General features: G+C 66.0%; 10 protein-coding genes. 2 read left to right on the top strand and 8 right to left on the bottom strand.

Translation table 11 applies throughout. The features are described from left to right. Nucleotides 1-32: 32 nt before the first annotated feature. On the bottom strand, nucleotides 33-1,253 hold the full coding sequence (locus FHT98_RS16370) for a BaiN/RdsA family NAD(P)/FAD-dependent oxidoreductase (RefSeq protein WP_142114638.1): 1,221 nt from the start codon (nucleotides 1,251-1,253) through the stop codon (nucleotides 33-35). Nucleotides 1,254-1,422: 169 nt separating this feature from the next. On the opposite strand from FHT98_RS16370, the gene FHT98_RS16365 reads away from it, so the two are divergent. Next, a complete protein-coding gene (locus tag FHT98_RS16365) occupies nucleotides 1,423-1,743 on the top strand; it encodes a YnfA family protein (protein ID WP_142114637.1) in 321 nt (106 codons plus the stop codon). Nucleotides 1,744-1,895: 152 nt separating this feature from the next. On the opposite strand, the gene FHT98_RS16360 is transcribed toward FHT98_RS16365, so the two are convergent. The 7 genes from FHT98_RS16360 to FHT98_RS16330 form a co-directional block, all read right to left on the bottom strand. Further along, a complete protein-coding gene (locus tag FHT98_RS16360) occupies nucleotides 1,896-3,617 on the bottom strand; it encodes a Na/Pi cotransporter family protein (RefSeq protein WP_162766431.1) in 1,722 nt (573 codons plus the stop codon). A 168-nt stretch (nucleotides 3,618-3,785) separates the two neighbouring features. Next, entirely contained in the window at nucleotides 3,786-4,853 is a 1,068-nt protein-coding gene (locus FHT98_RS16355; protein WP_091858397.1) for an ABC transporter ATP-binding protein, read from the bottom strand. A gap of 15 nt (nucleotides 4,854-4,868) precedes the next feature. Then, on the bottom strand, nucleotides 4,869-7,076 hold the full coding sequence (locus tag FHT98_RS16350) for an ABC transporter permease (RefSeq protein ID WP_142114636.1): 2,208 nt from the start codon (nucleotides 7,074-7,076) through the stop codon (nucleotides 4,869-4,871). Nucleotides 7,077-7,309: 233 nt separating this feature from the next. Further along, complete coding sequence (locus FHT98_RS16345) at nucleotides 7,310-8,347, bottom strand: ABC transporter substrate-binding protein (protein ID WP_091858403.1); 1,038 nt, start codon at nucleotides 8,345-8,347, stop codon at nucleotides 7,310-7,312. A gap of 90 nt (nucleotides 8,348-8,437) precedes the next feature. Continuing rightward, nucleotides 8,438-9,220, bottom strand: coding sequence for an inositol monophosphatase family protein (locus tag FHT98_RS16340; RefSeq protein WP_091858406.1), 783 nt, complete (start codon nucleotides 9,218-9,220; stop codon nucleotides 8,438-8,440). Further along, nucleotides 9,220-10,230, bottom strand: a complete 1,011-nt coding sequence (gene iolG, locus FHT98_RS16335; protein ID WP_248309237.1) for an inositol 2-dehydrogenase — start codon at nucleotides 10,228-10,230, stop codon at nucleotides 9,220-9,222. Before iolG ends, FHT98_RS16340 begins: the two co-directional genes overlap by 1 nt. Nucleotides 10,231-10,292: 62 nt before the next feature. After that, nucleotides 10,293-11,093: an SDR family oxidoreductase gene (locus tag FHT98_RS16330; protein ID WP_248309236.1), complete on the bottom strand. Its 801-nt coding sequence runs from the start codon at nucleotides 11,091-11,093 to the stop codon at nucleotides 10,293-10,295. A gap of 444 nt (nucleotides 11,094-11,537) precedes the next feature. On the opposite strand from FHT98_RS16330, the gene FHT98_RS16325 reads away from it, so the two are divergent. Further along, nucleotides 11,538-13,325: a peptide ABC transporter substrate-binding protein gene (locus FHT98_RS16325; RefSeq protein ID WP_061968766.1), complete on the top strand. Its 1,788-nt coding sequence runs from the start codon at nucleotides 11,538-11,540 to the stop codon at nucleotides 13,323-13,325. Nucleotides 13,326-13,384 lie beyond the last annotated feature (59 nt).

Genomic DNA, 13,384 nt, shown 5'->3' with positions numbered 1-13,384 from the left:
CTGCCCGCTTCAATCGACGCGCCGCTATTGGCTCAACCCTGACCCGCCAGCCAGGCTTCGATGCCCGCCGCAGCCGCGACGCCCGTCGCGAAGCTCGCCTGGAGCAGATAGCCGCCGGTCGGCGCCTCCCAGTCCAGCATCTCGCCGGCCGCGAAGACACCCGGCAGGCGTTTCAGCATGAAGCCGCCATCGCACTCGTCACTGATGATGCCGCCGGCCGTCGAAATGGCACGCGCGATCGGCATGGGAGCGCCAAGGCGCAGCGGCGCTGCCTTGATCAGTGCCGCCAGCGCATCCGGCTCGGTCGGAAGGGTTGCGCCGGCCGCGTCCCGCAGCAGGGCGATGGCGACCGGTGCGAGGCCCGCAGCCTTGCGCAGGTGATTGCTGAGCGTCTCGCCCTTGCGCCGCTTCGCGAGGCGAGTGGCGAGCTCCAAGGCCGAGAGATCGGGGCGCAGGTCGATATCGATCGTGGCGGCGCCATCGCGCCGGATCGTCTCGCGAATGGTTGCCGACAGCGCATAGATCGCGCCGCCCTCGATGCCATCGGCGTCGATCATCGCCTCGCCCGCGGCTTGCTCGCCGGCGCAGCGGATGACGATCCGCTTCAGCGGCTGGCCGACGAAGCGCTCCTTCATCTGCGGCGACCAGGCGACCGTGAAGCCGCCATTGGCGGGGCGCAGCGGCGAGACCGCGACATCGCGCGCCGCCAGCAGCGGCACCCAGCCACCGTCGGAACCGAGCCGCGGCCAGCTCGCGCCGCCGAGCGCCAATAGCGTCGCATCGGGGCGGATCGCCTCGGCTTCACCGTTCGCGAGGCGGAACATCAGGGCTCCATCGGCATCCCAGCCGGTCCAGAGCCGACCAGAGGCAAGCCGAACGCCTAATCCGTCAAGCCGGCCAAGCCAGGCGCGCAGCAGCGGCGAAGCCTTCATCATCAGCGGAAATACACGGCCGCTGGAACCGATAAAGGTCTCCGCACCGAGCTCGTCGGCCCAGTCGCGCAATGCCTGTGGCGGGAAGGCGCGCAGGGCCGGTTCCAGCCAGTCGCCCGCCTCGCGGTAGCGCCCGAGAAAGGCGTCCAGCGGCTCGGAATGGGTGAGGTTCAGGCCTCCGCGCCCGGCGAGCAGGAACTTGCGGGCGGGCGAGGCCATGCGCTCGTAGACCGTGACGCGATGGCCGGCGCTCGCCAGCCGCTCGGCAGCCATGAGGCCGGCCGGGCCGGCGCCGATGATGGCGATGTTCTTTGCTGACATGACCCCGACTTGCTTGCGTGGCGCACCATTCGTCATTGCGAGCGAAGCGAAGCAACCCAGGACACATAGAGCCCTGCCGCTCCTGGATTGCTTCGCTTCGCTCGCAATGACGGCTTAGACTGAGGCTTCCCGCGAGGGAACCTCGTTTACGTCCCTACCGGATGATGCCATGCCCACCATCGCCGCCTATATCGGCGCTGCCCTCTTCGAGATCGCCGGTTGCTTCGCCTTCTGGGGCTGGCTCAGGCTTGGCAAGCCGATCTGGTGGCTGGTGCCGGGGCTGGTCTCGCTCGGGCTCTTCGCCTGGCTCCTCACGCTGGTCGAGAGCGCCGCCGCAGGACGCGCCTTCGCCGCCTATGGCGGGGTCTATATCGCCGCCTCGCTCGGCTGGCTCTGGGCGGTGGAAGGCATCAGGCCGGATCGCTGGGACCTGACCGGCGGCATCATCTGCCTCGCTGGCGCCGCGATTATCCTGGCGGCGCCACGCTGACGCGGGCTGGCTCGGCACGCAAAGCCGTCATCGTTCCACCGCCGTCATGCTCGCCCTTGTGGCGAGCATCCACGTCTTGGACACGACGTTCAACCAGCGCAGACGTGGATGGTCGGGACAAGCCCGACCATGACGGGAAACCCGCGAAGCCCTCAACCGCCAGAATGCGCGGCGGGAATGAGCACGGTCGGCATCTCGCGCTGCTCGGCCGCCGCCTTCGTCTCGCGCAGACGGCTCTCGCGCAACTCGTTGGCGCTCTCCAGGATCGGATAGGCGATCGAGACGATATGGCCGTGGATGCGCTTGAGATCGCGGATGATGTCGAGATGGATCGCGCTGGTCTCGATCGATTCCGACCGCCCCGAGCGGAGGCGCTGGAAATGGCTGTCGGTGGCGCGCCGCTCGGCATCGCGCATCGCCGCCTTGTCGGCGAAGAGCTGGCGGGCGAGATCGAGATCGCGCGTCGCGAAGACGTTGAGCGCCAGTGCCAGTGCGGAGGCGACGCGATGATGGAAATCGCGGATCTCCGCCAGGCCCTCCGGCGAGAACGAGTAGCGCTTGCGGATCTTCTTCTCGGCGAGCTCGCGCAGGTTCTTGTCGATGACGTCGCCGATATGCTCGAGATTGGTGATCAGCGTGATGATCTCGAACAGGCGCCGGCTTTCCTCCTCGGAGAGCTCGTTGCGCGAGACCTTGACCAGATAGAGTTTGATCGACTCGTGAATGGTGTCGACGCCGTCATCGGCCTGGGCGATGGCGCGCGAGAGCTTGAGCTCGTCCTTCTCCAGCAGCGTCATGGTATCGCGCAGCATGGCCTCGACGCGATCGCCGAGGCGCAGCGCCTCGCGCATGGCGCCGGCAAGCGCCTCGGTCGGGCTGTCGAGCGCGTTGGGATCGAGATAGCGCGGCGTCACCGCTTCGGCCTTGTCCTGCTTGCCGGGCATGAAACGCTCAACCAGGCCTGAAATCGGCCCGACGAAGGGCAGGAAGACCAGCGCGCCGACAACGTTGAGCACGACATGGAACTCGATGGCGAGCCGGGCCTCGGACGAGGAGAAGCCGATGAGCCAGGTCGAAAGCGGGCCGACGAAGGGCAGCACCGCGAGAGCCAGGATCAGGCGCGTCAGCAGGTTGCCGACGGCGGCACGGCGCTGGGCGGCGGGCGCGCCGAGCTGGTCGAGCACCGGGATCACGGCATTGCCGAGATTGGCGCCGATGACCAGGGTGAGCGCCGTCGCCGGCGGGAACAGGCCCGACGCCGCGAAGGTGGCGACGAGCAGGATGATGGCGATGCTGGAATGGACGAGCCAGGTCGCGGCGATGGCGGCGAGGATGCCGAGCAGCGGCTCGGAACCCATGGCGGCCAGCACCACGCGGAAGGTCGGCGACTGCGCCAGCGGGGCTGCGGCCGTGTTGAGCTCGATCAGCGAGAGCAGGATCAGGCCGATGCCGACCAGCACGCGGCCGATATTGCGCGGACGCTCCATCGCCTCGCTGGAGAGATACATGGCGACGCCGATGGCGACGCAGAGCCCCCAGAGCCAGCCCAGGTCCATCGAGATGACGAAGGCCGCGAGCGCCGTGCCGAGATTGGCGCCGAGCAGCACCGCGAGCGCCATGGCCGGCACGATCAGGGCCTGGCCGGCGAAGGAGGAGACCAGCAGCGTCGTCGCCGTCGAGCTCTGCAGCACCATGGTCACGGCGACGCCGCTGCCGAAAGCGGCGAAGCGATTGCGCGTGAAACTCTGCAGCGCCTGCCTGAGCTGCGAGCCGAAGGCGCGCATCGCGCCGGTTCGCACCAGCCTGACCGCCCAGATCAGCAGCGCGACGCCGCCGGCAAGGTGGATCAGGATGTTGGTAGCGCTCTCGCCCATGGCCATTTTCGTGCGGTCTTTCCCCGATTCAGGCGTTGATCTTCGGCTAAATCTATCAATTTTTGATTAGCCAACTCAACAGAAATACACACTGAAAGTGCTGATATTTGGGCGGCACTTTCAGCCCTGGTGGCTCCGCGAAGGGAGATGCCCGGTTTTCGCCAGCGCTCAGGCCGGCGGGATCAGCGTTACGCCGGATTTGGCGAAGGAAACCGAGACCGCGGTACCGGGCGCCAGCATCTCGCGCCCGCCATATTGCACGACGAAGAGCTCACCGACCTCGGTCTCGACCATGATGTCGAGATGGTTGCCGAGATAGGCGCATTTGCGGATCGTGCCCGGCAGCGAACCGCCCAGCCCCGGCTCGCCCAGCAGCAAAGCCTCCGGCCGGATCGCGACCTTGGCGGATCCCGGCCCGATGCCGCGCGCCGGCAGGGTGACCGTGGCGGAGCCGATCGCGACATCGGCGCGGTCGTCAGTCACCGCCTTCACCGTGACGTCGATCAGATTCGCATCGCCGATGAAGTCGGCGACGAAGGCGTTGGAGGGTTGCTCGTAGAGGTCGCGCGGCGCGCCTTCCTGCGCGATCCGGGCATTCGACATCACGATGATGCGGTCGGAGACGGCGAGCGCCTCCTCCTGATCATGGGTGACATAGGCCACGGTCAGGTTGAGGTCCTGCTGCAATTCGCGGATTTCCTCGCGGACGCGGCGGCGCAGCTTGGCATCGAGATTGGAGAGCGGCTCGTCGAAGAGCAGCACCTGCGGCTCCAGCACGAGGGCACGCGCCACCGCGACGCGCTGCTGCTGGCCGCCCGAGAGCTCCGACGGGTAACGGTTCTCGAACCCCTTGAGGCCGACCAGCGCCAGCTTCTCCAGCGCCATCTGCTTCGACTGCTCCTTGCCGAGGCCCTTCACGGTCGGGCCGTAGGCGGCGTTGTCGAGCACGCTCATATGGGGGAAGAGCGCATAGGACTGGAACACCATCGAGACGTCGCGATCGGCAGCCGAGAGCTTGGTGACGTCCTTGCCGCCGATCAGGATCTGGCCGTCGCTCGCGATCTCGAGGCCTGCGATCATGCGCAGGGTCGTGGTCTTGCCGCAGCCGGAGGGGCCGAGCAGGGTCACGAGCTTGCCGGCCTCGATGGTGAAGTTGATGTTGTCGACCGCCGTCACCGCGCCATAGCGCATCGAGACGTTGCGGAATTCGACGGAAGCGGGTCCGGCCTTGGCCATCTTGAGTCTTTATCCTTATCCGATCGCGGGAGCGGGCGCCGGGGCGGCAATCGTGGCGGTGCGGCCACGCCGGCCGAGCTTGCGCTCGCCGACGAGGAACTGGATGAGGACGATGCCGAGCGCCATGAAGACGATCAGCACCGAGGAATAGGCGATGGCGAGGCCGAACTCGCCGGCCTCGACGCGCCCGACGATATAGGCGGTGGAGAGGTTGTATTCGGCCGAGACCAGGAAGATCACGGCGCTGACCGCCGTCATCGAGCGCACGAACGAGTAGACCAGCGCCGAGACCAGAGCGGGCTTGAGCAGGGGCAGCACCACACGCCAGAGCGTGGTGAAGCTGCGGGCGCGCAACGTGGTCGAGGCCTCGTCCAGGCTCTTGTCGATCTGCGAGAGGCCGGCAATGCCGGAGCGCACGCCGACCGGCATGTTGCGGAAGACGAAGGCGATGACGAGGATCAGGCCGGTACCGGTGATTTCCACCGGCGGCACGTTGAAGGCCAGGATATAGGCGACGCCGAGCACCGTGCCGGGAATGGCGAAGGAGAGCATCGTCGCGAATTCGAGCCCGGCCCGGCCGCGGAAACGCTGGCGCGTCAGCAGATAGGCGGTGAGCAGGCCGATCACCGCCGTCAGCGGTGCCGAGATCGCCGCCACCTTCACCGTGGTGAAGAAGGACGACCAGGCCGAGCCCTGGAAATAGATGCCGTCGCTGAAATCGATGGCGAAGCCGGTGATGTAGTGCTGCAGGGTCGGGGTGTAGTCGCGGCCCATGTTGCGGACGAAGCCGCCGACCAGGATGACGATATAGATCACCACGGTCAGAGCGACCCAGGGCACGATCACGGCCGCAGAGAGCCAGGTGATGCGACGCGGCAGCGGCGTCGGCAGCCCGGCATCGCCCTTGCCGGTGACCGTCGTGTAGGATTTATCGCCGAGCCAGCGCTGCTGCACCCAGAAGGCGCCGAGCGTGAAGGCGAGCAGCACGATGGCGAGCACCGCCGCCTGCCCCTGATTGTAGGAAGCGCCGACCACCGCGAAGAAGATCTTGGTCGAAAGCACCTCGAAATTGCCGCCGAGCACCAGCGGATTGCCGAAATCGGCCATGCTCTCGACGAAGCCGAGCAGGAAGGCATTGGCGATGCCGGGCCTGAGCAGCGGCCAGGTCACGGTGCGGAAGGTCTGCCAGCGCTTGGCACCGAGCGTCTGCGAGGCCTCCTCCAGGCTGGGCGAGATGCCCTGCACCACGCCGATCAGGACGAGGAAGGCGATCGGCGCGAAGGCCAGCACCTGCGCCAGCAAGATGCCGGGCAGGCCGTAAAGCCAGCGCGAGCGCGGGATGTCGAACCATTCGTAGAGAACGGTCGAGACCGCGCCGGCGCGGCCGAAGAGCAGGATCAGCGCGAGGCCGATGACGAAGGGCGGCGTGATGATCGGCAGCACGGTCAGCGCCCGCATCACGCGCTTGCCGGGCATGCCGGTGCGCAGGATCAGCAAGGCGCAGGCGAGGCCGAGAAGCGTGGTGATGACGCCGCAGAGCACGGCCAGGACCAGCGTGTTCCAGGCGACGCCGCAATTGACGTTGGCACTGAGGCAGCCCAGCCCCCAGATCGAGGAATCGAGGAAGCGCTCGAAGAAGGCCGCGGGCGCGAAGGCGCCGTTCTGGTCGACCAGCGCGCTCTTCAGGATGATCGCGACCGGGAAGAAGATGAAGATGCCGATCAGCAGGACGACGAGGCCGATCGTCGAGGTCGTGAAGAGGTCGCCGCGGCAGACGCCGCGATAGGCCAGCCCGTGGCAGAGCAGGAAGAGCAGCGACAGAAGCATCAGGAAGGCACCGCCGCCGATGCCGCGTTGCGAGGCACCTGCTCCGCCGAGCAAGGCTGCAAGCCAGGAAATGCCCTGGTCCTTCAGCACGATCGAGAAGGCCTGGGCGAAGAACAGGACCATGCCGAGAAGGCCGGCCCAGACCAGCACGGTCGCCGTACGCTGACGGTCGGCGCTGCCCCAGAACATCGTCGCAGCCGCGAGCGCAATGCCGACCGGCAGGAGCCAGGGCGCCTGGCCGGAAAGGGAAAGCGCCAGCGCGCTGCCCGCCTTGCCGAACGGATATTCGGCGAGCCAGGCCCAGTTCGTCAGGCTCATGCCCTCGACGAGATACCAGGGCATCAGCGCATAGCCGAGCCAGCCGATCAGCAGCACGAGTCTCGTCGCTGGCGCCATGGTTGCCCTGCCCTCACATTCCTTGTCGGTCCGAACCGGTTGCCCCGGCTTTCACGGCCCAGCCTTTACCCTGCACCCGAACCACCAGCGTCATCCCGGACGCAGCGAAGCGGAGATCCGGGATCCATGCCGGAGCGTATCCGGCGGAGGTTCAGGCATGGATCCCGGGTCAAGCCCGGGATGACGGCGTGTTTCCGAGGTTCCCCGGGGAAACACGCCGGAGAGACGCAGCCTTACTTCGGCAGCGCCTTGACTTCCTTGTCCCACTTGGCGAGCAGGCGATTGCGCTCGGCCGAGGAGCCGTATTTCACGAAGTCGTAGTTGATCAGCTTCATCTGATCCATCTTCGGCGACTGCGCGGGCACCGGCGAGGCCTTGTTCGACGGCACCTGATAGGACTTCGCCGGAGCTGCCAGAGCCTGCGCGGCCGGGGTCAGCGCCCAGTCATAGAACTTCTTGGCATTGTCGAGATTGCGCGCGCCCTTGACGATCGACATCGAGCCGATCTCGTAGCCCGTGCCCTCGCAGGGCGCGACCGGCTTAATCGGGTCGCCCTGCACGGCGAAGACCACCGCGTCGTGGATGAAGACGATGCCGACGGCGGTCTCGCCGAGGCTCGCGGCCTTGGCCGGCGCCGCGCCCGACTTGGTGTACTGGCTGATGTTCTTGTGGAGGGCCTTGAGGTACTCGAAGCCCTTGTCCTCGCCCATCAGCTGCACGACGGTCGCGAGCAGGTTGTAGGCGGTGCCCGAGGAATTGGGATCGGCGACCTGGACGTCGTCCTTCAGCTTGGCGTTGAGCAGGTCGGCCCAGCATTTCGGCTCGGGGATGCCCTTGGCCTTGATCTGCTCGGTGTTGAAGCCGAAGCCGAGCGCGCCGGCATAGATGCCGACCGAACGATGCTTGGCGGCCTTCCACTGGTCGAGCGCCCAGGGATGCAATTCCTTGTTCTTCGGCGATTCATACTCCTGGGTCAGCCCCTCCTCCGCCGCCTGGAGATGCGGATCGCCGGTGCCGCCCCACCAGATATCACCGCGCGGATTGGAGGATTCCGCCTTGAGCTGGGCATAGATCTCGCCGGCCGACTTGCGGGTCATCGCGACCTTGATGCCGGTCTCCTTCTCGAAGGCGTTCGACATGGCGCGGCACCACTCCTCCTGGACGCCGCAATACATGACGAGCGACCCCTGAGCGCGGGCCGGGGTGGCGGCGAAGGCCGCCGTTGCGAGCGCGGCGAAAAGCCCCGCCTTGAGCCAGGATTTCGACTGCATATGAACCTCCCTGATCGGATCTTTTGTTTTTTGCCGCTTGCGACGAAGCTGTGATGACTTCGCCGAAAGATCAATTGAATATCGTGCTGGCTAAACGATTCCGGTGATCTCCTTCAGCACCGGCGCGAGTTCCGGGGTGCAGCACAGGATCGGATTGCCCTTGGCGATCCCCTCGCCGGCGAAGAAATCATTGATCCGGGCGCCCGCTTCGCTTGCGATGACGATGCCGGCAGCGACGTCCCAGGCGTTGATATGGAGCTCGGCATAGGCGTCGCTCGAGCCATTGGCGACATGGCAAAGGCCGAGCGTGCCCGAGCCGCCGCGCTTCATCGCAGCACCTGCTGTATAGCCGCGCTCGATCACCTTGAGATAGCTCGCGGCCGGCACGCGGGTCGACCAGCCCAGCTCGACCGAGGCTCGGGCGATATCCACCGCGCCGGAGACCTTGATCGGATCGCCGTTCAGGGTCGCACCCGCACCGCGGCGGGCGGCATAGACCTCACCCAGGGCAGGCGCCGCCACGATGCCGATCTCCGGCTTGCGGTTCGCCAGGAAACCGATGGAGATGCACCAGTTGCGGTCGCCATGGGCGAAATTCGCGGTGCCGTCGATCGGATCGAGAATCCAGACGGCGTCCGAGGCCTCGCCGCCGCCCTCCTCGCCGATGACCGTATCCTGCGGGAAGAGTTCCGAGAGGCGGCGGCGCAGGAAATCCTCGACCTTGCCGTCGGCGACGGTCAGCCAGTCCTGCGCACCCTTCATGGTAATGCCGAGGGATTCACGCTTGTTGAAATAGCCCAGCGCCAGATGGCTCGCCTCGCTGGCGAGACCGAGAGCCGCGTAATAGCGCAGATCGCGTTCGGCCGGGCTCATCACTTGTCCCCCAGATCGACGCGAACCGGCTTGCCGGTCTGCGTGGATTCGGTCGCGGCATCGGCCAGAATTTGCGCCTTCAGGCCGTCGAGGCCGGTCGGCGACGCCGCCGCCTTGCCGTTACAGGCGGCAATGAAGGCGTCGAGCTCGGCGCGATAGGCCGCGGCATAGCGCTCCAGGAAGAAGTTCTGCACGGGATCGGCGCGGAAGCCCTGCCCCGTCGCGATCTCGACCGTCGTCTCGTGGATGTTGCCGGCGCGCAGCATGCCCTTGGAGCCGTGGACCTCGATGCGCTGGTCATAGCCATAGGTGGCGCGGCGCGAGTTCGAGATCTGGGCGATCCGGCCCGAAGCCGTCTTCATGACGACGGCAGCGGTGTCGACATCGCCGGCCTCGCCGATCGCCTTGTCGACGAGGGCGGAGCCGAGCGCGAAGACCTCGACCGGCTCCTCGGCCAGCAGGAAGCGCGCCATGTCGAAATCATGGATCATCATATCGCGGAAGAGGCCGCCCGAGCGCTTGACGTAATCGACCGGCGGCGGCGAGGGATCGCGCGAGATCACGGTGACGATCTCGATCGCGCCGGCCTCGCCTGCGCGCAAGCGCTTCTCCAGCGCAGCGAAATTCGGGTCGAAGCGGCGGTTGAAACCGATCATGAGCGGCTTGCCGGACTTCTCCACCGTCGCGAGGCAGCGGCGGATGCGTGCGGCATCAAGATCAACCGGCTTCTCGCAGAACACGGCCTTGCCGGCGGAAACCGCCTGCTCGATCAGGTCGGCATGAGTGTCGGTCGGCGTGCAGATCAGCACGGCGTCGATCGCGGCATCCGCAAGGATCGCCTCGGTGCTCGTGGCCTTGGCACCTGTCGCGGCGGCGAGCGAGGCCGCGGCCTCCGGCATCGCGTCGGTGACCGCGACGAGTTCGGCATCGCCGCGCGCGGCGACGTTCAGCCCATGGATGCGCCCGATACGGCCGGCGCCCAGCAATCCGATCTTCATGGTCTTCGTCATTCCCGTCGTCGCGTCTCTTAAAGGCAGTCATGCGGCCGGTGCGCCGCAGCGAAATCCGGCGGCTAGTCGTGCGCGCCCAGAATGGTCTGGTCGAAATCGATATTCGAGCCGGTCATCAGACCGGATTCCGCCGAGGCGAGATAGGCGACCGCCTTGGCGACCTCGCGCGGATCGATCAGGCGGCCGAAGGGCTGGGAGGCATTCGCCTCCTCCAGCCAGCCGCCCCTGGCGTCATGGCGCAGCTTCATGATCGCGTCCTCGCCCGGCGTCGCCATCCAGCCGATATTGAGGCCGTTGACCCGAATGCGGTGCTTCAAGAGCCCATAGGCCGCATTCTTCGTCAGCGCGGCCAAGGCCGCCTTCGAGACGCTGTAGGCGGAGAGGAAAGGCTGGCCGCCATGGGCCGACATCGACTGGATATTGACGATGGCGCCCGGGATATCCTGCCGGCGCATCAGGTCGGCGGCATCCTGAATGAGGAAGAAGGGCGCACGCAGGTTCACCGCCATGATGCGCTCGTAGAGCGCGGGCGAGGTGTCGAAGATCGTGCCGCGATCGGTGTCGCCAGCGGCGTTCACGAGAATGTCGAGATGGCCGAAGGCCTGCTCCGCCGCCGGCACGACCTGCCTGATAGCATCGAGATCGGCGAGGTCGACCTGATGGAAACGGGCCTCGCAGCCCGCCGCCCGCAGGCTTTCCGCCACGGCCTCGCCGCGCGCCACATTGCGCCCGGTCAGCAACAGCCCCCGCGCACCGCGTTCCGCGAATTCGCGGGCGATCGCCTCGCCCAGGCCCTGGCTGCCGCCAGTGACGACAGCGACCTTGCCGTGGAGATCACGGCTGAACGAACCAGCTTGCGACAACGACCCGCCTCCCGAAGCGAAACGGCAGGAATTTTTTAAACATCCCGCTAGTTGGAATAAACATTCCATTCTTGGCATAAGCGAGTCAAGACGACGCGAGGCCCCGCCTTGTCAAAAACACGCGCAGCGCCGCTGCACAGGATAACGACATCGACGGGAACGAGGCCGGCCGGCTTCACGAAGCGCGGAAGACGGCTCCTTCTCAACGGAAAGAAAACTGTCGTCTTCAGAGGGCGATCGGCATAATATTGTGTTCTGTGAATAAAATTCGACATATTCATGCAATGATCGCCGTCGGGAAACTCTTACCCTCGCGGCAAACGCGCATCTGCCCTGCGCCGCACAGTTGACGCTTTCGTTGGCACATGCCTTGCTGCGCCGATCAACGAGAACACGGTGCGAAGGCGCCGGGGATGAATTTTGTTTGAAGGTGGAGGCTATTCGATGAAAGAGCAGGAAATCCGCGGCCTGGTCGCGGATGTGAAGGAAGGCACGCTGTCGCGCCGGTCCTTCATGCAGAAAATGGCGGCCGTCGGCATTGCCGCGCCGCTCGCAACCCAGATCCTGATCTGGAACGACGTCGCGATGGCGAATGCCACGCTGCAATACAAGCCGACCAAGGCCGGCGGCGGTGGCCCGCTGAAGATGCTGCTGTGGCAGGCCCCGACCCTGCTCAACCCGCATTTCGCCTCGGGCACCAAGGACCAGATCGCGTCGCGCATCTTCTACGAGCCGCTCGCCGGCTGGGACAAGGAAGGCAACCTCTTCCCGCAGCTCGCCGCCGAGATTCCGAGCAAGGCCAATGGCGGTCTGTCCGCCGACGGCAAGACCGTGACCTGGAAGCTGAAGCAGGGCGTGAAATGGCATGACGGCAAGCCGCTGACCGCCGACGACGCCGTCTTCACCTGGGAATACGCCGCCGACCCGGCGACCGCCGCCTACACCACCGGCTCCTACAAGGACATCACGGTCGAGAAGGTCGACACCCACACCTTCAAGGTGATCTTCAAGGAAGCGACCCCGTTCTGGGCCGATCCCTTCGTCGGCGTCGCCGGCATGATCATCCCGAAGCATCTCTTCGGCGAGTACAAGGGCGCCAAGTCGCGCGAGGCCCCGGCCAACCTGAAGCCCGTCGGCACCGGCCCCTACAAGTTCGCCGAGTTCAAGCCGGGCGACATCCTGACCGGCGAGCGCAACGCCGACTATCACGTCAAGAACCAGCCGCATTTCGACACGATCGAGGTCAAGGGCGGCGGTGACGCAGTCTCGGCGGCCCGTGCCGTCCTCCAGACCGGCGAATACGACTATGCCTGGAACCTGCAGGTCGAGGACGAGGTCCTCAAGCGCATGGAGACCGGCGGGCGCGGCAAGATCAGCGCCGTCCCCTCGGGCGATATCGAGTTCATCATCCTGAACACGACCGATCCGTGGACCGAGGTCGACGGCGAGCGCTCGAGCGTCAAGACCAAGCACCCGACCCTGACCGACCCGGCCGTGCGCCAGGCGATCAACCTGCTGATCGACCGCGATTCGATCCAGAAGTTCATCTATGGCCGCGGCGGCACCGCCACGGCGAGCTTCGTCAACGAGCCCAAGCAGTTCAAGTCGACCAAGCTCAAATACGAGTTCAACATCGAGAAGGCCAACAAGATCCTTGACGACGCCGGCTGGAAGAAGGGTTCCGACGGCATCCGCGAAAAGGACGGCAAGAAGCTCAAATACGTCTACCAGACCTCGATCAACGCCCCGCGCCAGAAGACCCAGGCCATCATCAAGCAGGCCTGCCAGCGCGCCGGCATCGATCTGGAGCTGAAGTCGGTCACGGCCTCGGTGTTCTTCTCGTCGGACGTCGCCAATCCCGACACCTACACCAAGCTCTATACCGACATGGAGATGTATACGACGACGCAGCCGCAGCCCGATCCCGAGCGCTTCCTCAACCAGTTCACCTCCTGGGAGATCGCGACCAAGGAGAACAAGTGGCTGGGCCGCAACGTCTCGCGCTACTCGGACCCGGCTGCCGACGAGGCCTACAAGGCCGCCCAGAAGGAACTCGACCCGGCCAAGCGGGCGGCCTACCTGATCAAGGTCAACGAGATCTTCTGCGAGGCCAACGTCATCCTGCCGATCCTGTCGCGCACCCGCATCGCGGCGTCGCTCAACAACCTGTCGCACGATCATAGCGGCTGGGACGTCGACAGCTGGAACATCGCGGCCTGGTATCGTAGCTAAGTCCCCGATTCCCCCTCACGGCAGCTTCGGCCGTCGTGAGGGGCGACAGGCGCGCCGGC

Origin of the sequence: Allobosea sp. AK1 (assembly GCF_006714945.1) — a bacterium.
Lineage (GTDB): Bacteria > Pseudomonadota > Alphaproteobacteria > Rhizobiales > Beijerinckiaceae > Allobosea > Allobosea robiniae.
The sequence above is the reverse complement of the archived record's forward strand: the minus strand, read 5'-3'. Positions and strand labels throughout refer to the sequence as shown.